Genomic DNA, 22081 nt, shown 5'->3' on the forward strand with positions numbered 1-22081 from the left:
CGCCGTATTATCCATGATCGAATTGTGACAATTGTCATATTACAGAAGGTATTGCTCTTACTATGGAATGGATTGCCGATCCGTCAATCTGGGCCGGACTGGTAACGTTAATCGTTATCGAACTTGTTCTCGGCATTGATAACCTGGTCTTTATTGCCATCCTCGCTGAAAAACTACCGCCGGGGCAGCGCGACCGCGCGCGCATTACCGGCCTGATACTGGCGATGATCATGCGCCTGCTGCTGCTGGCGTCAATCTCGTGGCTGGTCACCTTGACTAAGCCGCTCTTTAGCGTACAGGCGTTAAGCTTCAGCGCCCGCGATCTGATTATGCTGTTCGGCGGCTTCTTCCTGCTCTTTAAAGCCACCATGGAGCTCAACGAACGGCTGGAAGGGAAAGATAGCGCCAACCCTACCCAGCGTAAGGGGGCGAAATTCTGGGCGGTGGTCGCGCAAATCGTGGTGCTGGACGCTATCTTTTCTCTCGACTCCGTGATTACCGCCGTGGGGATGGTCGATCACCTGGCGGTCATGATGGCGGCAGTGATAATCGCCATTAGCCTGATGCTGCTCGCCAGCAAGTCCCTGACCCGATTTGTGAACAACCATCCCACCATTGTCATTTTGTGTCTTAGCTTCCTGCTAATGATCGGCTTTAGCCTGGTGGCGGAAGGGTTTGGTTTCCACATTCCGAAAGGGTATCTGTACGCGGCTATCGGTTTCTCGGTGATGATCGAGGCGCTCAACCAACTGGCTATTTTTAACCGCCGCCGTTTTCTTTCCGCTAACCATACGCTGCGCCAGCGCACAACAGAGGCCGTGATGCGGCTGATTAGCGGTAAAAAAGAGGATGCCGAACTGGATGCGGAAACCGCCGCGATGCTGGCAGACCATGACGACAGCCAGATTTTTAATCCGCAGGAGCGCAGGATGATTGAGCGGGTGCTGAATCTCAACCAGCGCACCGTAAGTAGCATCATGACGTCGCGTCACGATATCGAGCATATCGATCTCAACGCGCCAGAAGCGGAAATCCGCGCTCTGCTGGAGAAGAACCAGCATACGCGTCTGGTCGTGACGGGTGAAAATGAACAGGAAGATTTACTCGGCGTCGTCCACGTCATCGATCTGTTGCAACAATCGCTGCGCGGCGAACCGCTCAACCTGCGGGCGCTGATTCGCCAACCGCTGGTTTTCCCGGAAACATTGCCGCTGCTGCCTGCGCTGGAGCAGTTCCGTAACGCCAGAACCCATTTTGCCTTTGTCGTAGATGAGTTTGGCTCGGTTGAAGGCATTGTGACATTAAGCGATGTCATGGAGACTATCGCCGGTAATCTGCCGAATGAAGTCGAGGAAATTGACGCCCGCCACGATATTCAGAAGAACCCGGACGGTTCCTGGACAGCAAACGGCCATATGCCGCTGGAGGATTTGGTGCAGTATGTGCCGCTACCGCTGGATGAAAAACGGGAATACCATACGATTGCCGGATTATTGATGGAATATTTGCAGCGCATACCGCAAACCGGTGAAGAGGTTCAGGTGGGCGATTATTTGCTGAAAACATTGCAGGTAGAAAGCCATCGAGTGCAGAAAGTGCAGTTAATTCCGCTGCATAACGGCGAGCCAGACCAGGAGTTGTAACGCCTGCTCGCCTGCCCCGGCCTGCTTACCAGGCAGGCCGGAGGCGCGTTAGCCTCGCCATCCGGCTCTGCCCTTTGGCCAAAAACTAGAGCTTATTCAGCAGCTTCTTCACATCTTTACCGTTACGGGTATCTTTATTGCGATCCGCCCAGTCGTTGAGCCGACGCTTCGCCTCATCCTGTAAATGCTTGCGCAATAACTGATCCACTTGCAGGGTATAGTTCAGCTCCTGCCACTTGCCATAGACGCGCAGCGGCACCGGCGTCTCTTTCAGGAAGGTGATCAGGTTGCTATTGCCGTTCCAGCCGCCCAGCACACGCAGATTAAATTGCGTATCACAGCTCTGCTTAACCAGGTCCAGCGTTCCGCTGCCGGTTAACGCCAGCATAGAAGATTGCCCGACCATGTCGTCGAGCGTCAGCGTGCCCTTATTTAGCGTCAGATCGGTCGTGAAGCGATCCAGTCGGGTCGCGTTGTCCATATTTTCCTGCGACTGCTGCGCGTCGCCGCCGCTTCGCTCTACGGCCTGCTGCACCAGTTGCTGGAAATTCATTCCTTCGAGGCGCGTATTGCTCATGTCAACATGCGCTTTTCCTTTCCAGCTGTGGCGAAATGCCTCCGCGTCAATATCCGCCCCGGAGAAATCGCCAACCAGCGACATCTTACCGGTCAGGCTAATCGGATAATTAAAGGCTTTCAGGATAGTCCCAATCTCAACATGGTTGAGGCGAGGGTGGAATTCGATGCGCGGACTGGCGGTGCGGGCGTCAAGCGTGCCGGGCAGCGACATCTCTCCGTCGGCCAGTTTCCCCTGCAACTCGGTGATATCCAGCAATCCGGCCTGATTAGACATCTTCGTCGAAACCTGGGTAAAGTCCATTCCCCGCCAGCGAACTGAATCCGCCTGTAAAGCAATCTCCGCCGTAAAGCTTTGCAGCCCCTGATAAGGCGGCGCACCAACACGCGACGCGATAACTGGCCTGGTCAGGGGGAGCGTATTTTGCCCCTGCGACACCGCGCCGCCCGTCTGAGCCACGGTGCTATGATGCGGCAACAGGTTGTCCAGATTAAGCTTGCTGGACTGGAGGTCAATTTGCCATTCCGGCTGCTCCGCCAGCGTTACCTGAACATGCCCGGCCAGAGAACTGTCATTCGCCGTTAAATTTAAGTGGTTAAATGAAAGACGTTTTTGCGCCTCCTGCCACTGCGCCTGCAATTGTCCCTGCCCCTCAATCCCCTGCGCCGGTAGATCCGCGCCCTGCAATTGCCAGCGCAGTTGCTCAATACCCGCGGTTAAATTATGCGGATAATCGGAAGCATCCACCGTTCCGCTGAACGATAAGGCAAGATCCCGCTGATCGCGGTTCACGCGTCCCGAAAAATCAAACGTGCCGCGATGCTCGGCATCTTGTTCCATATTCAGACGAATATCGCGCACCGTGACCTGATCATCATTTTCATGCTGGAAAACCAGCACGCTGTCGGCAACGCGCAGGCTACGAATATCAAACGACCAGCCGCGATCTTCCGCTACGTCCGGCAAGGTATTATCTTTCGGCGCGACCGGCGCATCATCGCTGCGTACCGCTTCCGTTTGCGGCGTCAGTTGAATCACCCCGCCTTTCAGCATCACCTGCTTAACATGAAGCTGATGACTCAACAGCGGCCATAAAGCGACATCCAGGCGCATATTGTCAGCCCGCACCAGCGGTTCGCTGGCGCCTCGCGCCGTTAGCGTCATTCGCCCGGAAAGGATACTGAGTTGCGGCCATACGTGCCAGCGCAGCGGCCCGTCAAGTTGCAACTGATATTCACTACGCGCGGCAACCTGCTGCACCATATAGGCGCGGAAATCATTCGGATTGACCAACAATACCAACGCAGAGAATCCGGCCACCAGCACGACCAGGAGAATCATCAGCGTCGTCAGAAATCGTCTCATGCTACCCTCAATGGACCGGCAGTATTGCGCCGAATGGCTCAGTCTTTATCAATCCGGCTGGCAACAGCGCCCTGCTGATCGCGATATTTGGCATCCTGACGGCGGTTATAAGGCCGCGCCGCCGGGCCGGACAGCGGCTCAAAGCTCAGCGCGCCGATGAGCATACCCGGACGCAACGCCAACGGCAGCTTCCCGGAGTTGTAAAACTCAAGCACAATGCAGCCTGACCAGCCGGGATCGATACGGTGCGCCGTCACATGCACCATCAGCCCCAGACGCGCCAGCGAGGAACGACCATCCAGCCAGCCCACTAAATCCGGCGGCAGGGTAACGGATTCAAAGGTGACAGCCAGCGCCAACTCGCCCGGATGCAGATAAAATGCCTCGCCATCCGGCAAAACGATTTCATCGCTCATCACGCGATCCAGCGCTGCGCTGACCTCATCTTTCGGCCCGCTCAGATCGATAAACGCCGCCGTATGGCCACGAAAGGTTCGAAATTTATTGCCAAGACGTACATCGACCGTCGCGCCGTTAATGCGCTCTACGGGAGGTCGCGGGGTGATAGACAAACGGCCTTCATCCAGCCAGGCTTCAATATCTCGGTCGCATAAACGCATGGCACTTTCTCCTTTCGCGCATCAAGCCCTTAAATCAAGCACATCAAGGGCTAACCAGGTTATCACTGAACGGTACACAATTCGCCAGATTTATTCAAAGAACTGGCTGATTTTCGCTTTCAGAATATCAATAGCGATGCGGTTTTTACCGCCGCGCGGCACGATAATATCCGCATATTGTTTGGAAGGCTCAATAAATTGCAGGAACATCGGACGCACCGTTTTCTGATATTGCGCCATCACCGAATCCATTGAGCGACCACGCTCGTTCACATCGCGTTTGATACGGCGCATCAAACAGATATCCAGCGGCGTATCGACAAAAATAGAGAAGTTCATCTCTTCACGCAAACGCGCGTCGGTCAGTAACAGAATACCTTCAAGAATAATCACTTTCTTCGGTTCTACGCGAACCGTTTCCTGCATACGGGTATGCTCAACATAACTGTATACCGGTAATTCAATCGCCGAACCGCGCTTGAGCGCCTGAAGATGCTGAAATAGCAGGCTGTGATCCATCGCATTCGGATGGTCATAGTTGGTTTTTACGCGTTCTTCCATCGACAGATGGCTTTGATCTTTGTAATAACTGTCTTCGGGAATAACGCCAATATGTTCGTCACCCACTTGTTCACGCAATTCGCGGTAAAGGGTACTGGCAATAAGACTCTTGCCGGAAGCCGATGCGCCAGCGATACCGATAATGACGCACTGATGAGACTGATCAGTCATAAATTTAGCGACCTGATTAACCTGGATGTAAGGAAGGGGGGCGCCGAAACGCCAAACGCGGCAATTATAGGGATTTCAGCAGCGCGATACCAGTCCGGCGCTATGCCACGGTGAATTTGTTGGCGGCGCATTCGACGTCGCGACGTAAAAGCGTTCAGTTTTAACGCGGACAGCGGATTTATCGACCCGTCTGGAGGAGGAATACGCCGGGAGCCACAATTTATATTCAGCCAGCGTATAAATCATTACGCGTTTATACTAGCATAATCACAGAGTAAACTGACGCGTCCGGTATTCCGCGACGTTACCGGCGATTCGGATAGAGTGGTAATGAGTAAACCATCCCAACATGTTTTCGTTACCGTCCCCCACCCGCTATTGCGTCTGGTCAGTTTAGGCCTGGTTGCGTTTGTCTTTACGCTCTTTTCGCTCGTATTATCGCGTGTCGGCACCCAACTCGCGCCGCTGTGGTTCCCCACCTCCATTATGATGGTCGCGTTTTACCGCCATGCGGGCCGTCTGTGGCCTGGGATCGCGGTCGCCTGCTCGCTCGGCAGCATCGGCGCCTCACTGACTTTATTTCCGGCCGCCTCGCTTAACTTTAGCTGGACGGCAATAAATATTATCGAGGCGGCCACTGGCGCGATACTGCTGCGAAAACTGCTGCCCAGCTACAACCCCTTACAAAATTTGAATGACTGGTTTCGTCTGGCTATCGGCAGCGCCGTGATTCCGCCGCTACTCGGCGGCCTGTTATTTTGGCTGATAGCGCCGGAAGCGGTCGCCTCGAAAGCGTTTCTGATTTGGGTATTATCGGAAGCCATCGGCGCGCTGACGCTGGTGCCGTTAGGTTTACTGTTTAAACCACACTATCTATTGCGTCATCGCGACCCGCATCTGTTGCTGGAAACGCTATTGACGCTGGTCATTACGCTGGCGCTAAGCTGGCTCGCTATGCGCTATATTCCGTGGCCGTTTACGTGCGTTATCGTCCTGTTGATGTGGAGTGCGGTGCGCCTGCCGCGAATGGAGGCGTTTTTAATTTTTTTAGCTACCGTTATCGTGGTCTCGCTCATGCTGGCCAATGACCCCACGCTACTCGCCACGCCGAAAACCGACGTGATGGTTAATATGCCGTGGCTGCCTTTTTTAATGATCCTGCTGCCTGCCAATATGATGACGATGGTGATGTACGCGTTTCGCACGGAGCGCAAACATATCACCGAGAGCGAATCCCGTTTTCGCAACGCGATGGAGTATTCCGCCATTGGTATGGCGCTGGTCGGTACGGAGGGTCAGTGGCTACAGGTCAATAAATCTCTGAGCCATTTTCTTGGCTATAGCCAGGATGAATTACGCACGATGACATTTCAGCAATTGACCTGGCCGGAAGACCTGAATAACGACCTTGAACAGCTAAACATGCTGGTGCGCGGCGACATCAATAGCTATTCCATGGAAAAACGCTACTACACCCGCAACGGCGATGTCGTCTGGGCGCTACTGGCCGTCTCGCTGGTTCGTCATAAAGACAATAAACCTCTCTATTTTATTGCTCAGATTGAAGATATTAACGATCTCAAGCAAAGCGAGCAGGAAAACCAGCGGTTGATGGAACGTATTACACAAGCGAACGACGCGCTGTTTCAGGAAAAAGAACGGTTGCACATCACGCTTGACTCTATCGGAGAAGCGGTGGTGTGTATTGATGTCGCGATGAATATCACCTTTATGAACCCGATCGCCGAGAAGATGAGCGGCTGGCGGCAAGAGGATGCTTTAGGCGCGCCATTATTAACGGTTCTGCGCATTACGTCAGGTGATAAGGGGCCGCTGCTGGAGGATATTTATCGCGCCGACAGGTCGCGATCGGACATGGAACAGGAGATAGTGCTCCATTGTCATAACGGCGGTAGCTACGATATTCATTACAGTATCACGCCGCTCAGTACGCTTGACGGCGATAAGATTGGTTCGGTTCTGGTTATCCAGGACGTTACCGAATCACGAAAAATGTTACGCCAGCTCAGCTACAGCGCAACGCATGACGCCCTCACCCATCTTGCCAACCGCGCCAGTTTTGAAAAGCAGCTTCAACAGCGCCTGCAAACAATACAGGAATCGCCTCAACATCATGCGCTGGTGTTTATCGATCTGGACCGTTTTAAAGCGGTTAACGACAGCGCGGGACATGCCGCCGGCGACGCCTTATTGCGCGAGCTCGCGTCACTGATGCTCAGTATGCTTCGCTCCGGCGATCTCCTGGCCCGTCTGGGGGGCGATGAGTTTGGCCTGTTGCTACCGGATTGTAATAGTGACAGCGCGCGCTTTATCGTGACGCGGCTTATCAACGCCGTTAATGAATATCACTTTATGTGGGAAGGACGCCTGCATCGGATCGGCGCCAGCGCCGGGATCACAATGATAAATGGACATAACTGCCAGCTCACAGAGGTCGTGTCTCAGGCCGATATTGCCTGCTACGCCGCGAAAAATAGCGGTCGCGGCCGTCTGACCGTGTACGAACCGCAGCACGCATTAACCTCCTCAAAGGGAATGATGCCGCTGGAAGAACAGTGGCATATGATTAAAAATAACCACCTGCTGATGCTTGCCAGAAACGTCGCGCCGCCGCGTACGCCGGAGGCCACCAGCTTTTGGCTGGTCTCACTCAGGCTGTGGACCAGCGAAGGGGAAGTGATGGAAGAGCGCGCGTTCCGGGCAGGGTTAGCCGACTCCGCGCTGCATCACGCGCTTGACCGACGGGTATTCCATGAGTTTTTCCACCATGCGGCGACCGCCGTCGCCAGCAAGGGATTAAGCGTTGCGCTGCCGCTGTCCGCCGCGGGATTATACAGCGCGACCCTGATTGATGAGCTGCTGGAACAACTGGAGCATAGTCCACTGCCGCCACGGTTATTACACCTGATTATCCCGGCTGACGTTATCGTTAAGCAGGCGCAGACCGCCGCTGCGACTCTGCGAAAACTGCGGCAACGCGGCTGCCAGGTGATTCTCAGCCATGTCGGGCGCGATTTACAGCTGTTTAATTTACTGACCCCGCATATCGCTGATTATTTACTGCTGGATAGCGACCTTATCGCCAACGTTCATGAGAGTTTAATGGATGAAATGCTGACCTCGATCATCCAGGGACACGCCCAGCATCTGGACATCAAAACGCTCGCCGGGCCGGTACAAAACCCACAGGTGCTGGATACGCTCTCCCGTATTGGCGTGGATCTAATTTATGGCGACACTATCGCCGAAGCGCAACCGCTGGATTTGTTACTGAATACCAGCTATTTCGCTATCCATTGACGGTTGCCAGCCGTGGGTATACCAGATATGCAGTAGCGCGTAGGAACGCCACGGTTTCCAGCGCTCCGCGTAGCGACGGATCTGCGCGACCGTCATCCCGGCAAAGCGCTGCTTAATTAAGTAATCATCGGGTAAAAAGATATCTTTTGCCTGCCAACCGCGCAGGGCGAAATAGTTCGCCGTCCAGCGGCCAATTCCCGGAAACGTTTGTAAATTTTTAACGCTCTGCTCAATATCCGGCGGCGCGGCGAGCGCCAGTTTTCCCGCCAGCGTCGCCTGCGCCAGATGAATCAGCGCTTCGGCGCGCCGCAGCGGCATCCCCAGAGCTTTAAGCGCCAGCGGATCGGCCAACGCCAGCGTTTCCGGACCGGGAAAACAGACATAATCGGGCGCATCCGGCAACGCCTCGCCATAGCGGCTCGCCACTTTCGCCGTCAACCTTGCCGCCATCGCGACACTCACCAGTTGCCCCAGTATCGCCCGCACGCCTTGTTCAAACGTATCAACCGATCCCGGTAAACGCAGCCCCGGCCTGTCCTCGCCCAGAGGCCCCAGCACGGCGGCAACCTGCGCGGGCTGGCAGTCAAGATCAAACAGACGCGAAACCTTCGCCAGACACGCCGGCGCGACGGGAAGTAATCCGGTGCTCACGCTAACCTGCACAGTGTGGGTGGGCAGATGGGGCCTCACGCTGACCAGTCCGCGATGCTCGCCCACCACCAGGCTGCGCGCATAAAAGCCCTCGCCTACTGTTTCCACGCCGTCCACCGCACGCGCGGCAAGAAAGCCCAACATCCACGACCAGTCGTAAGGCGGCTGCCAGCTCAGGGTAAACATACTTTTCTCCTTTATTTGACCTTTCAGCATAAACGCTAATCGCACGTAACGCCTTGCTTTCATATTCCAGTTGTCGCCGCGACGACATTTCGCTAAAGTCACGCCCCTTCTTCACTGGCATGGGGATTTTAAGGTGTTTATAGGATTTGATTACGGTACGGCAAACTGCTCGGTCGCCATTATGCGCGACGGGCATCCACAGTTGCTGACAATGGAGAATAACAGCGCATTACTGCCGTCTATGCTGTGCGCGCCGACGCGCGAGGCGGTGAGCGAGTGGCTGTATCGCCATCATGATGTGCCGGCAACGGACGAAGAAACCCAGGCGCTGCTGCGCCGCGCGATGCGCTACAACCGCGAGGAAGATATTGAGGTTGGCGCGCAAAGCGTACAGTTTGGTCTGGCGTCGCTGGCGCACTATATTGATGATCCCCAGGAGGTCTGGTTTGTCAAATCGCCAAAATCCTTTTTAGGCGCCAGCGGCCTGAAACCGCAGCAGGTCGCGCTGTTTGAAGATTTGGTCTGCGCCATGATGGTACATATTCGTCATACGGCGCACAGCCAATTGCCGGAGGCCATTACCCAGGCGGTGATCGGTCGCCCGATCAACTTTCAGGGACTCGGCGGCGATGACGCGAACCGCCAGGCGCAGGGTATTCTGGAGCGGGCGGCAAAACGCGCCGGTTTTCAGGAGGTGGTATTCCAGTACGAACCGGTTGCGGCGGGCCTGGACTACGAGGCTACGCTGCGGGAAGAGAAGCGTGTGCTGGTCGTGGATATTGGCGGCGGTACCACCGACTGTTCCATGCTGCTGATGGGGCCGCAGTGGCGTCAGCGCGCCGATCGTGAAAACAGCCTGTTGGGGCACAGCGGTTGCCGCGTGGGCGGAAACGATCTGGATATCGCGCTGGCCTTTAAAAATCTGATGCCTTTGCTGGGCATGGGCGGCGAAACCGAAAAAGGCATCGCCCTGCCGGTGCTGCCGTGGTGGAACGCCGTGGCGATTAACGACGTCCCGGCGCAAAGCGATTTTTACAGTAGCGCGAATGGTCGTCTGTTGAACGATTTGGTTCGCAACGCGCGTGAAGCAGACAAGGTCGCGTTGCTGCTCAAGGTCTGGCGCCAGCGACTTAGTTACCGCCTGGTACGCTGCGCGGAAGAGAGCAAAATCGCCCTTTCCGGCCAGGCGGATGTTACGGCGAGGCTGCCATTTATCAGCGACGACCTGGCGGTCGCTATCAGCCAGCAAGGACTGGAAGCGGCGCTGGATCAACCGCTGGCGCGTATTCTGGAACAGGTGCAACTGGCGCTGGACAGCGCGCAGGAAAAACCGGATGTCATCTATCTGACCGGCGGCAGCGCCCGTTCGCCATTGATTAAAAAAGCGCTTTCCGAACAGCTACCGGGCATACCCGTCGCTGGCGGCGATGATTTCGGCTCCGTCACCGCAGGACTGGCTCGCTGGGCAGAGGTCGTTTTCCGCTAAGCGCCTCGCAAGCCCAGCGCTGATGGATTGACATTATTCTTGATGTGGCTTAACGTCAGGAGTGAGGGTAAGGGAGGATTCCTCCTCCCCCTGGTGTCTTAGTAAGCCTGGAAGCTAATCACTAAGAGTATCACCAGTATGATGACTACCTTCATCATAACCCTTTCCTTATTTTGGCCCCTTCCTCGGGAGGGGCTTTCCCGTTTCAGCGTCCTGCTGAAATCGGTGGCTTACCTTTATTGCCGTGCCGCCACTTTACCGCACTCCGGCGCGTTAACGATTTTCACCGATGAGAGTTGCGTAGCGCCTCGCAAAGCGGGTCGCCATTCAGAATAATCCCGACCGTGTTCCATAATTCCTCCATTTTTCTCCCTTCCCTGCTGACTACAATAGAGGGAGCAACATTCCGCAAAACGTTTCAGGATGAGAAACTTATACCGATGAAAGGCAGTAATACTTTCCGCTGGACAATAGCGATTGGGGTTGTAGTGGCCGCCGCCGCATTCTGGTTCTGGCATAGCCGTAGCGAAAGCCCGACCGCCGCGCCGGGCGTCGCCGCGCAAGCGCCGCATACCGCCGCCGCAGGTCGCCGCGGTATGCGCGACGGCCCTCTGGCGCCGGTACAGGCCGCGACCGCGACCACGCAGGCCGTACCGCGCTATCTGAGCGGGCTGGGTACCGTGACCGCAGCGAATACCGTTACGGTGCGTAGCCGCGTGGATGGTCAACTCATCGCCCTGCACTTTCAGGAAGGTCAGCAGGTCAACGCAGGCGATCTGCTGGCGCAAATCGATCCCAGCCAGTTTAAGGTCGCCCTGGCGCAGGCTCAGGGACAGTTGGCGAAAGATAACGCTACGCTGGCGAATGCGCGTCGTGATCTGGCGCGCTATCAGCAACTGGCAAAAACCAATCTGGTTTCCCGTCAGGAACTGGATGCGCAACAGGCACTGGTCAACGAAACCCAGGGAACCATTAAAGCGGATGAAGCCAATGTCGCCAGCGCGCAGTTACAGCTCGACTGGAGTCGTATCACGGCCCCGGTCTCGGGACGCGTGGGTCTGAAACAGGTGGATGTCGGCAACCAGATTTCCAGCAGCGATACCGCCGGTATTGTCGTCATTACGCAAACGCACCCGATTGATCTCATTTTTACTCTGCCGGAAAGCGATATCGCGACCGTGGTTCAGGCACAGAAAGCGGGGAAAGCGCTGGTCGTAGAAGCCTGGGATCGGACTAACTCGCACAAATTGAGCGAAGGTGTGTTGCTCAGTCTGGACAACCAGATTGATCCCACGACGGGAACGATCAAAATTAAAGCGCGCTTTACCAATCAGGACGATACGCTGTTCCCCAATCAATTTGTGAACGCCCGGATGCTGGTCGATACCGAACAAAATGCCGTTGTGGTGCCTGCCGCGGCGGTGCAAATGGGCAATGAGGGCCACTTTGTGTGGGTGCTGAACGACGAAAATAACGTCAGCAAGAAGCGGGTAAAAATCGGTATTCAGGATAACCGAAACGTGGTGATCAGCGCTGGCTTGTCGGCAGGCGATCGCGTCGTTACCGATGGTATTGATCGGCTGACGGAAGGCGCAAAAGTCGAGGTCGTTGAGCCGCAAACCACCGTGGCGGATGAAAAATCCCCTTCCCGCCATGAAGGTCAAAAAGGAGCGCGCGCCTGATGCAGGTATTACCTCCGGGCAGCACGGGCGGCCCTTCGCGTCTGTTTATTCTGCGCCCCGTGGCCACCACTCTGCTGATGGCGGCGATTTTACTCGCCGGGATTATCGGCTATCGCTTCCTGCCCGTCGCCGCTTTGCCGGAGGTCGACTACCCCACTATTCAGGTTGTTACGCTCTACCCTGGCGCCAGCCCGGATGTCATGACCTCCGCCGTCACCGCGCCGCTTGAGCGCCAGTTCGGCCAGATATCAGGACTGAAGCAGATGTCGTCGCAAAGCTCCGGCGGCGCATCGGTGGTAACGCTACAGTTTCAGTTGACGCTGCCGCTGGACGTTGCCGAGCAGGAAGTACAGGCGGCGATTAACGCAGCCACCAATTTATTGCCTTCCGACCTGCCGAATCCGCCGATTTATAGCAAAGTCAACCCGGCGGACCCGCCGATTATGACGCTTGCCGTCACCTCAAACGCGATGCCAATGACCCAGGTAGAGGACATGGTAGAAACCCGCGTGGCGCAGAAGATCTCGCAGGTCTCCGGCGTCGGGCTGGTGACGCTTGCCGGCGGGCAGCGCCCTGCGGTACGCGTAAAACTGAATGCTCAGGCTGTCGCCGCGCTCGGTCTGACCAGCGAAACGGTCCGTACCGCAATTACCGGCGCCAACGTCAACTCGGCGAAAGGCAGTCTGGATGGCCCCGAACGGGCGGTGACGCTTTCTGCTAACGATCAGATGCAGTCTGCCGACGAATACCGCAGGCTTATCATCGCGTATCAAAACGGCGCGCCGGTACGGCTGGGCGATGTCGCCACCGTCGAACAGGGGGCGGAAAATAGCTGGCTCGGCGCATGGGCGAATCAAGCGCCGGCTATCGTGATGAACGTTCAACGCCAGCCAGGCGCCAATATCATTGCGACAGCGGACAGCATTCGCCAGATGCTGCCCCAGCTTACCGAAAGCCTGCCGAAATCGGTGAAGGTCACGGTCCTGTCCGATCGCACCACCAATATTCGCGCTTCCGTGCGCGATACCCAGTTTGAACTGATGCTGGCGATCGCGCTGGTCGTCATGATTATCTATCTGTTTTTACGTAACATTCCCGCCACAATTATTCCCGGCGTCGCCGTACCGCTGTCGCTTATCGGCACCTTTGCGGTGATGGTGTTTTTGGATTTTTCCATTAATAACCTGACGCTGATGGCGCTCACTATCGCCACGGGTTTCGTGGTGGACGATGCGATTGTGGTGATCGAGAACATCTCGCGCTACATCGAAAAAGGAGAAAAACCGCTGGCGGCGGCGCTCAAAGGCGCGGGCGAAATCGGCTTTACCATTATTTCCCTCACCTTTTCACTGATTGCGGTGCTGATCCCGTTGCTCTTTATGGGCGATATTGTTGGTCGACTGTTCCGCGAATTTGCGGTGACGTTGGCGGTAGCGATTTTAATCTCCGCCGTCGTCTCTTTGACGCTCACGCCCATGATGTGCGCGCGTATGCTCAGCCAGCAATCTCTGCGTAAACAAAACCGCTTTTCCCGCGCCTGCGAGCGGATGTTTGACCGCGTGATCGCCAGCTACGGACGCGGATTAGCGAAAGTGCTCAACCATCCGTGGCTTACATTGAGCGTGGCATTCGCCACGCTCCTGCTCAGCGTTATGCTGTGGATAGTCATCCCGAAAGGATTCTTTCCGGTACAGGATAACGGCATTATCCAGGGGACGCTGCAGGCGCCGCAATCGTCATCGTATGCCAGTATGGCGCAACGTCAGCGCCAGGTGGCGGAGCGGATATTACCGGACCCGGCGGTGCAAAGCCTGACGACTTTTGTTGGCGTAGACGGCGCTAACCCCACGCTGAATAGCGCGCGCCTGCAAATTAACCTCAAGCCGCTGGATGCGCGTGATGACCGCGTGCAGCAGGTGATCTCCCGGCTGCAAACCGCCGTGGCGACGATTCCCGGCGTGGCGCTGTATCTCCAGCCGACGCAGGATTTAACCATCGACACGCAGGTCAGCCGCACGCAGTATCAGTTTACCCTGCAGGCCACGACGCTCGATGCGCTCAGCCACTGGGTGCCAAAACTGCAGAACGCGCTACAGTCGTTACCACAGCTCTCTGAGGTAAGCAGCGACTGGCAAGATCGGGGATTAGCGGCCTGGGTGAATGTCGACCGCGACAGCGCCAGCCGTCTGGGTATCAGCATGGCGGATGTGGATAACGCGCTCTACAACGCGTTCGGACAACGCCTGATTTCAACGATTTATACCCAGGCGAACCAGTACCGCGTCGTGCTGGAACATAATACCGCCAGCACGCCGGGCCTGGCGGCGCTGCAGACGATTCGCCTGACGAGCCGCGACGGCGGCACCGTACCGCTTAGCGCGATTGCCCGCATTGAGCAGCGCTTCGCTCCGCTCTCCATCAATCATTTAGATCAGTTCCCGGTTACGACATTTTCGTTTAACGTGCCGGAGGGCTATTCGCTCGGCGATGCGGTGCAGGCGATTCTCGATACGGAAAAAACGCTCGCCCTGCCAGCGGATATTACAACGCAGTTTCAGGGCAGTACGCTCGCCTTCCAGGCGGCGCTGGGCAGCACCGTCTGGCTTATTGTCGCCGCCGTGGTGGCGATGTATATCGTGCTCGGCGTGCTGTATGAGAGTTTTATCCATCCGATCACGATTCTCTCAACGCTGCCTACGGCGGGCGTCGGCGCGCTGCTGGCGCTGATCATCGCTGGTAGCGAGCTCGATATTATCGCCATTATCGGCATTATTTTGCTGATCGGCATCGTGAAGAAAAACGCCATCATGATGATTGACTTCGCCCTCGCCGCCGAACGCGAACAGGGGATGAGCCCGCGCGACGCTATCTTCCAGGCCTGTCTGCTGCGTTTTCGACCGATTCTGATGACCACGCTGGCGGCGTTGCTCGGGGCATTGCCATTAATGTTGAGTACCGGCGTTGGCGCGGAATTACGTCGCCCGTTGGGGATCGCGATGGTAGGCGGCTTACTGGTCAGCCAGGTATTAACTCTGTTTACCACACCGGTGATTTATCTCCTGTTTGACCGCCTGTCGCTGTACGTGAAAAGTCGCTTTCCGCGCCATAAAGAGGAGGCGTAGATGCGCTTTTTCGCCCTTTTCATCTACCGCCCGGTCGCCACCATTTTGATTGCCGCCGCCATTACGCTGTGCGGCATTCTGGGCTTTCGTCTGCTGCCGGTCGCCCCGCTGCCGCAGGTCGATTTCCCGGTGATTATGGTTAGCGCCTCGCTGCCGGGCGCCTCGCCGGAAACCATGGCTTCGTCAGTGGCGACGCCGTTGGAACGCTCTTTGGGACGCATTGCAGGCGTCAATGAAATGACCTCCAGCAGCTCGCTCGGCAGTACGCGCATTATTCTCGAATTTAATTTCGATCGTGATATTAACGGCGCGGCGCGCGACGTGCAGGCCGCCATTAACGCCGCGCAAAGCTTGTTGCCAGGCGGAATGCCCAGCCGCCCGACTTATCGCAAGGCCAACCCGTCCGACGCGCCGATTATGATTTTAACGCTCACCTCGGAGAGCTGGTCACAGGGCAAACTGTATGATTTCGCCTCTACCCAACTGGCGCAAACCATCGCGCAAATTGACGGCGTCGGCGATGTTGACGTCGGCGGCAGCTCCCTGCCCGCAGTACGTGTAGGCTTAAACCCGCAGGCGCTCTTTAACCAGGGCGTCTCGCTGGATGAGGTCCGCGAAGCGATCGACAGCGCCAACGTACGCCGACCGCAAGGCGCAATTGAAGATAGCGTGCACCGCTGGCAAATCCAGACCAACGACGAACTGAAAACCGCCGCCGAATACCAGCCGCTGATTATTCACTATAACAACGGCGCGGCGGTACGCCTGGGCGACGTCGCCAGCGTCACCGACTCGGTGCAGGATGTCCGTAACGCCGGGATGACGAACGCTAAACCCGCTATTTTGTTGATGATCCGCAAGCTGCCGGAGGCCAACATTATTCAGACGGTCGACGGCATCCGGGCAAAACTGCCGGAACTGCGGGCAATGATCCCCGCCGCTATCGATTTACAAATCGCCCAGGATCGTTCGCCGACGATTCGCGCGTCACTGCAAGAGGTAGAAGAGACGCTGGCTATCTCTGTCGCACTGGTGATCCTGGTGGTGTTTTTATTCCTGCGTTCCGGGCGCGCCACGCTAATCCCCGCCGTCGCCGTTCCCGTTTCGCTCATCGGCACCTTCGCCGCCATGTATCTGTGCGGCTTCAGCCTCAATAATCTGTCGCTGATGGCGCTGACTATCGCGACCGGATTTGTCGTTGATGATGCCATTGTGGTGCTGGAAAATATCGCCCGCCATCTGGAGGCGGGAATGAAACCTTTGCAGGCGGCATTACAGGGTACGCGGGAAGTCGGGTTTACGGTCATCTCCATGAGTCTGTCGCTGGTGGCGGTATTTCTGCCGCTGCTGTTAATGGGCGGTCTGCCAGGGCGATTATTACGGGAATTCGCCGTTACCCTCTCGGTGGCGATTGGCATTTCGCTGGTGGTCTCGCTCACGCTGACGCCGATGATGTGCGGCTGGATGCTTAAATCAAGCAAACCGCGCCCCCAACCGCGTAAACGGGGCGTTGGCCGTTTGCTGGTCGCCTTGCAACAGGGTTACGGCACGTCGTTAAAATGGGTGCTTAACCATACGCGTCTTGTCGGGGTGGTTTTTCTTGGCACCGTTGCGCTGAACATCTGGCTTTATATCGCCATCCCTAAAACATTCTTTCCGGAGCAGGACACCGGCGTGTTGATGGGCGGTATTCAGGCTGACCAAAGCATCTCTTTCCAGGCCATGCGCGGCAAGCTGCAGGATTTTATGAAAATTATTCGCGACGATCCGGCGGTGAATAATGTCACTGGTTTTACCGGCGGCTCGCGGGTGAATAGCGGCATGATGTTTATTACGCTGAAGCCGCGCGGCGAACGCAAAGAGACGGCGCAGCAAGTCATTGATCGACTGCGGGTCAAACTGGCAAAAGAACCCGGCGCCAGGCTGTTTCTGATGGCGGTACAGGATATTCGCGTCGGCGGGCGGCAGGCTAACGCCAGTTACCAATATACGTTGCTGTCTGACTCTCTGGCGGCGCTGCGCGAGTGGGAGCCGAAAATACGCAAAGCGCTCTCGGCCCTGCCGCAACTGGCGGACGTAAACTCCGATCAGCAGGATAACGGCGCGGAGATGAACCTTATCTACGACCGCGACACCATGTCACGGCTGGGTATTGATGTTCAGGCCGCAAACAGTCTGTTAAATAATGCTTTCGGCCAGCGGCAAATTTCCACCATTTATCAGCCGATGAACCAGTATAAAGTGGTGATGGAAGTCGATCCGCGCTATAGCCAGGATATCAGCGCGCTGGAGAAAATGTTTGTTATCAACCGCGACGGAAAAGCGATCCCCCTCTCTTATTTCGCCCAATGGCGGCCCGCCAATGCGCCGCTGTCGGTGAACCATCAGGGACTTTCCGCGGCGTCCACGATTGCCTTTAACCTGCCGACCGGCACATCGTTATCGCAGGCGACGGAGGCCATTAATCGCACCATGACGCAGCTTGGCGTCCCCCCGACGGTACGCGGCAGTTTTTCCGGAACGGCGCAAGTCTTCCAGCAGACCATGAATTCGCAGCTTATTTTGATAGTGGCGGCGATCGCTACCGTCTACATTGTGCTGGGGATACTGTACGAAAGCTACGTCCATCCGCTGACCATTCTCTCTACTCTGCCATCGGCGGGCGTTGGGGCGCTTCTGGCGCTGGAGCTCTTCAATGCCCCTTTCAGCCTAATCGCCCTGATAGGGATCATGCTATTAATTGGCATTGTGAAGAAAAACGCCATTATGATGGTCGATTTTGCGCTTGAAGCGCAACGAAGCGGCGGCCTGACGCCGGAACAAGCCATTTTCCAGGCCTGCTTGTTACGCTTCCGTCCAATAATGATGACCACGCTGGCGGCGCTGTTCGGCGCACTGCCATTGGTGTTATCTGGCGGAGACGGTTCGGAATTACGGCAGCCGTTGGGGATAACCATTGTCGGCGGTTTGGTCATGAGCCAGCTCCTGACGCTCTATACCACGCCGGTGGTGTACCTCTTTTTCGATCGTCTGCGGCTGCGTTTTTCGCGTAAAAATAGCAAACCGGTAGTAGAGATATGACAGAACTTCCTGACAACACCCGCTGGCAACTCTGGATTGTGGCATTCGGCTTTTTTATGCAGTCGCTGGATACCACCATCGTCAACACTGCGCTGCCCTCCATGGCGAAAAGCCTGGGGGAAAGCCCGCTGCATATGCACATGGTAGTGGTGTCATATGTTCTTACCGTCGCCGTGATGCTCCCCGCCAGCGGCTGGCTGGCAGATAAAATCGGCGTGCGTAATATTTTCTTTGCCGCCATTGTGCTGTTCACGTTGGGTTCGCTGTTTTGCGCCCTCTCCGGCACGCTTAATCAACTGGTATTAGCGCGGGTTTTACAAGGCGTAGGCGGCGCGATGATGGTACCGGTCGGACGCCTGACGGTCATGAAAATCGTGCCGCGCACGCAATATATGGCGGCAATGACCTTCGTCACCCTACCGGGACAGATCGGGCCGTTACTCGGCCCCGCGCTGGGCGGGGTGCTGGTGGAATATGCTTCATGGCACTGGATCTTTCTGATCAATATCCCGGTGGGAATTGTCGGCGCTATGGCAACCTTTATGCTGATGCCAAACTACACCATAGAGACCCGGCGCTTTGATCTGCCGGGGTTCCTGCTGTTAGCTATCGGCATGGCGGTACTCACGCTGGCGCTGGATGGTAGTAAAAGCATGGGGATTTCGCCCTGGACATTAGCCGGACTTGCTGCGGGCGGCGCGGCAGCCATTCTGCTCTATCTCTTCCATGCCAAAAAAAACTCAGGTGCGTTATTCAGCCTGCGATTGTTCCGCACGCCCACGTTTTCACTGGGGTTGCTGGGCAGTTTTGCCGGGCGTATCGGCAGCGGTATGCTGCCGTTTATGACGCCGGTCTTTTTGCAAATTGGTCTTGGTTTTTCACCGTTTCATGCCGGTTTGATGATGATCCCCATGGTGCTGGGCAGCATGGGAATGAAGCGGATTGTGGTGCAGATAGTTAACCGTTTTGGCTATCGTCGGGTTCTGGTGGCGACTACGCTCGGACTGGCATTGGTTAGCCTGTTGTTTATGTCGGTTGCGCTGCTCGGCTGGTATTATCTCCTGCCGCTGGTACTGCTTTTGCAGGGAATGGTGAACTCGGCGCGCTTTTCTTCCATGAATACCTTAACGCTAAAAGACCTTCCCGATACGCTGGCCAGCAGCGGCAATAGCTTATTATCGATGATTATGCAGCTCTCGATGAGTATCGGCGTCACTATTGCCGGAATGCTGCTGGGTATGTTTGGCCAACAGCATATCGGGATAGACAGTAGCGCCACACATCACGTCTTTATGTACACCTGGTTATGTATGGCGGTTATTATCGCGCTACCGGCGATAATTTTTGCCCGCGTGCCGAACGATACACAGCAAAACATGATCATTTCACGGCGTAAAAGGAGCCTGTAATGAAAGTCTGGCGGCCCGGAATCACCGGCAAGCTGTTTCTGGCGATTTTCGCCACCTGCATCGTGCTGCTGATCAGTATGCATTGGGCCGTGCGCGTCAGTTTTGAACGCGGATTTATTGACTATATCAAACACGGCAACGAGCAGCGGCTACAAATGCTGGGCGATGCGCTGGGCGACCAGTACCAGCAACACGGCAACTGGCGTTTTTTACGTAACAATGATCGCTTCGTTTTCCAGATTCTGCGTTCATTTGAGCATGACAACGACCGCGATAAACCCGGCCCCGGTATGCCGCCGCACGGTTGGCGCACCCAATTCTGGGTCGTCGATCAAAATGGCCGGGTGCTGGTCGGCCCACGCGGTCCGGTGCCGCATGACGGTACTCGCCGCCCCATTCTGGTCAATGGCGTCGAAGTCGGCGCGATTATCGCCTCGCCTGTCGAGCGGCTGACGCGCAATACGGATATTAATTTTGATATGCAGCAGCGGCGCGCCAGTTGGATGATCGTGGCGTTATCAACGTTGCTGGCCGCGCTGGCGACATTTTTGCTGGCGCGTGGCCTGCTCGCCCCGGTCAAACGGTTGGTCGAGGGTACGCACAGACTGGCGGCGGGGGATTTTACCACGCGCGTGACCCCAACCAGCGCCGATGAGCTGGGAAAACTGGCGCAGGACTTTAACCAGCTTGCCAGCACGCTGGAAAAAAACCAGCAGATGCGCCGCGACTTTATGGCGGATATTTCCCACGAACTGCGCACGCCGCTGGCGGTATTGCGCGGCGAACTGGAAGCCATTCAGGATGGCGTTCGCCAGTTCACGCCAGAATCGGTTACCTCGCTACAGGCGGAAGTCGGTACGCTTACCAAACTGGTTGACGACCTGCATCAGCTGTCGTTGTCTGACGAGGGCGCGCTGGCTTACCAAAAAACGACCGTCGATCTTGTCCCCCTGTTGGAAGTCGCTGGCGGCGCGTTCAGAGAGCGCTTTACCAGCCGGGGGCTAACGCTACATTACGCGCTGCCGGATAGCATGACCGTCTTCGGCGACCCGGATCGCCTGATGCAACTGTTTAATAATCTGCTGGAAAACAGTCTGCGCTACACCGACAGCGGCGGTGGCCTGCATATTTCCGCCGAACAACGCGACAAATCATTATTCCTGACCTTTGCCGATTCTGCACCGGGCGTCAGCGATGAACAGTTACAAAAGCTTTTTGACCGTTTTTACCGCACGGAAGTGTCCCGTAACCGCGCCAGCGGCGGTTCTGGACTGGGGCTGGCGATATGCGTCAATATTGTACACGCGCATAACGGTCATCTTCACGCCGCTCATTCGCCTTTTGGCGGGGTTAGCATTACAGTAGAGTTACCGCTGGATCGCGATTTACAGAGAGAAGTATGACTGAATTACCCATTGATGAAAACACGCCGCGCATTTTGATTGTTGAAGATGAACCCAAGCTGGGACAGCTGCTTATTGACTACTTACGCGCGGCGAGTTACGCCCCCACGCTCATCAATCATGGCGACAAGGTACTGCCGTATGTGCGTCAAACGCCGCCGGATCTGATCCTGCTGGATCTGATGCTGCCGGGTACCGATGGTCTGACGCTATGCCGGGAGATTCGTCGTTTTTCCGACATCCCCATTGTGATGGTCACGGCCAAAATCGAAGAGATCGACCGGCTGCTTGGGCTGGAAATCGGCGCCGATGATTATATCTGTAAGCCTTACAGCCCACGCGAAGTCGTGGCCCGCGTGAAAACCATTTTGCGCCGCTGTAAACCGCAGCGCGAACTCCAGCAGCAGGATGCCGAAAGCCCGTTAATGATTGATGAAAGCCGCTTTCAGGCCTCCTGGTGTGGTAAAGCGCTGGATTTAACCCCCGCTGAATTCCGTCTGCTAAAAACCTTATCGCTTGAACCGGGTAAAGTTTTTTCCCGCGAGCAGTTGTTAAACCACCTCTACGACGACTACCGTGTGGTGACCGATCGTACTATCGACAGCCACATTAAAAACCTGCGCCGTAAACTGGAATCGCTGGATGCCGAACAGTCATTTATACGCGCGGTCTACGGGGTGGGATATCGCTGGGAAGCGGATGCGTGTCGCCTGGTATAATGATTATTGGCATAACAATAACAAGGTCGTAAGACGATATTTTCCGCCAACGCTATTCTGGCGGAATTAACACACAGTCCTCTT

Annotated in this window: 14 protein-coding genes; 9 read left to right on the forward strand and 5 right to left on the reverse strand. The window is 56.1% G+C overall.

Annotated features, from left to right (window positions below):
* Window positions 1-62: 62 nt before the first annotated feature.
* Window positions 63-1643 carry a TerC family protein gene (locus ACLD4F_RS05920; protein ID WP_411010723.1) on the forward strand — a complete coding sequence of 527 codons (1581 nt, stop codon included), beginning with the start codon at window positions 63-65 and terminating at the stop codon, window positions 1641-1643.
* Window positions 1644-1728: 85 nt separating this feature from the next.
* On the opposite strand, the gene asmA is transcribed toward ACLD4F_RS05920, so the two are convergent.
* The 3 genes from asmA to udk all read right to left on the reverse strand — a co-directional run bounded on the left by asmA (window position 1729) and on the right by udk (window position 4937).
* On the reverse strand, window positions 1729-3585 hold the full coding sequence (gene asmA, locus ACLD4F_RS05925; protein WP_411010724.1) for an outer membrane assembly protein AsmA: 1857 nt from the start codon (window positions 3583-3585) through the stop codon (window positions 1729-1731).
* Between the two features lie 38 nt (window positions 3586-3623).
* Window positions 3624-4205, reverse strand: coding sequence for a dCTP deaminase (gene dcd, locus ACLD4F_RS05930; protein WP_001234783.1), 582 nt, complete (start codon window positions 4203-4205; stop codon window positions 3624-3626).
* 90 nt (window positions 4206-4295) lie between these two features.
* A complete protein-coding gene (udk, locus tag ACLD4F_RS05935; RefSeq protein WP_000132082.1) occupies window positions 4296-4937 on the reverse strand; it encodes a uridine kinase in 642 nt (213 codons plus the stop codon).
* A 330-nt stretch (window positions 4938-5267) separates the two neighbouring features.
* Between udk and ACLD4F_RS05940 the strand changes: the two genes are divergently transcribed.
* Window positions 5268-8258 carry an MASE1 domain-containing protein gene (locus tag ACLD4F_RS05940; RefSeq protein WP_076726853.1) on the forward strand — a complete coding sequence of 997 codons (2991 nt, stop codon included), beginning with the start codon at window positions 5268-5270 and terminating at the stop codon, window positions 8256-8258.
* Here the strand turns inward: ACLD4F_RS05940 and alkA are convergent.
* Window positions 8226-9095 (reverse strand): DNA-3-methyladenine glycosylase 2, encoded by an 870-nt coding sequence (alkA, locus tag ACLD4F_RS05945; RefSeq protein WP_076935406.1) that lies wholly within the window; start codon window positions 9093-9095, stop codon window positions 8226-8228. The two genes, ACLD4F_RS05940 and alkA, sit on opposite strands and share 33 nt — an antisense overlap.
* Before the next feature lie 133 nt (window positions 9096-9228).
* Here alkA and yegD point away from each other — a divergent pair, with 133 nt between their 5' ends.
* Window positions 9229-10581 (forward strand): molecular chaperone, encoded by a 1353-nt coding sequence (yegD, locus tag ACLD4F_RS05950; RefSeq protein ID WP_079944204.1) that lies wholly within the window; start codon window positions 9229-9231, stop codon window positions 10579-10581.
* 98 nt (window positions 10582-10679) lie between these two features.
* Here yegD and ibsA read toward each other — a convergent pair whose 3' ends face one another.
* The gene (gene ibsA / locus ACLD4F_RS05955) at window positions 10680-10739 is read right to left on the reverse strand and encodes a type I toxin-antitoxin system Ibs family toxin (protein ID WP_001805500.1); all 60 of its coding nucleotides are present in this window, start codon (window positions 10737-10739) and stop codon (window positions 10680-10682) included.
* A gap of 282 nt (window positions 10740-11021) precedes the next feature.
* On the opposite strand from ibsA, the gene mdtA reads away from it, so the two are divergent.
* Genes mdtA through baeR form a run of 6 tightly spaced genes read left to right on the forward strand, consistent with a single transcriptional unit; the run spans window position 11022 to window position 21997 of the window.
* Window positions 11022-12263: a multidrug efflux RND transporter subunit MdtA gene (gene mdtA / locus ACLD4F_RS05960; protein WP_079944205.1), complete on the forward strand. Its 1242-nt coding sequence runs from the start codon at window positions 11022-11024 to the stop codon at window positions 12261-12263.
* Window positions 12263-15385 (forward strand): multidrug efflux RND transporter permease subunit MdtB, encoded by a 3123-nt coding sequence (gene mdtB, locus ACLD4F_RS05965; RefSeq protein ID WP_411010725.1) that lies wholly within the window; start codon window positions 12263-12265, stop codon window positions 15383-15385. Before mdtA ends, mdtB begins: the two co-directional genes overlap by 1 nt.
* The gene (mdtC, locus tag ACLD4F_RS05970; RefSeq protein ID WP_080108648.1) at window positions 15386-18466 is read left to right on the forward strand and encodes a multidrug efflux RND transporter permease subunit MdtC; all 3081 of its coding nucleotides are present in this window, start codon (window positions 15386-15388) and stop codon (window positions 18464-18466) included.
* Entirely contained in the window at window positions 18463-19875 is a 1413-nt protein-coding gene (locus ACLD4F_RS05975) for an MFS transporter (RefSeq protein ID WP_079981515.1), read from the forward strand. Before mdtC ends, ACLD4F_RS05975 begins: the two co-directional genes overlap by 4 nt.
* Window positions 19875-21278 carry a two-component system sensor histidine kinase BaeS gene (gene baeS / locus ACLD4F_RS05980; RefSeq protein ID WP_000870081.1) on the forward strand — a complete coding sequence of 468 codons (1404 nt, stop codon included), beginning with the start codon at window positions 19875-19877 and terminating at the stop codon, window positions 21276-21278. The genes ACLD4F_RS05975 and baeS overlap by 1 nt, the downstream gene beginning before the upstream one ends.
* The gene (baeR, locus tag ACLD4F_RS05985; protein ID WP_000137854.1) at window positions 21275-21997 is read left to right on the forward strand and encodes a two-component system response regulator BaeR; all 723 of its coding nucleotides are present in this window, start codon (window positions 21275-21277) and stop codon (window positions 21995-21997) included. The genes baeS and baeR overlap by 4 nt, the downstream gene beginning before the upstream one ends.
* Window positions 21998-22081: the final 84 nt, after the last annotated feature.

The sequence above is a fragment of the Salmonella sp. 741265050_HSA genome, from assembly GCF_046569445.1.
Classification (GTDB): Bacteria; Pseudomonadota; Gammaproteobacteria; order Enterobacterales; family Enterobacteriaceae; genus Salmonella; species Salmonella enterica.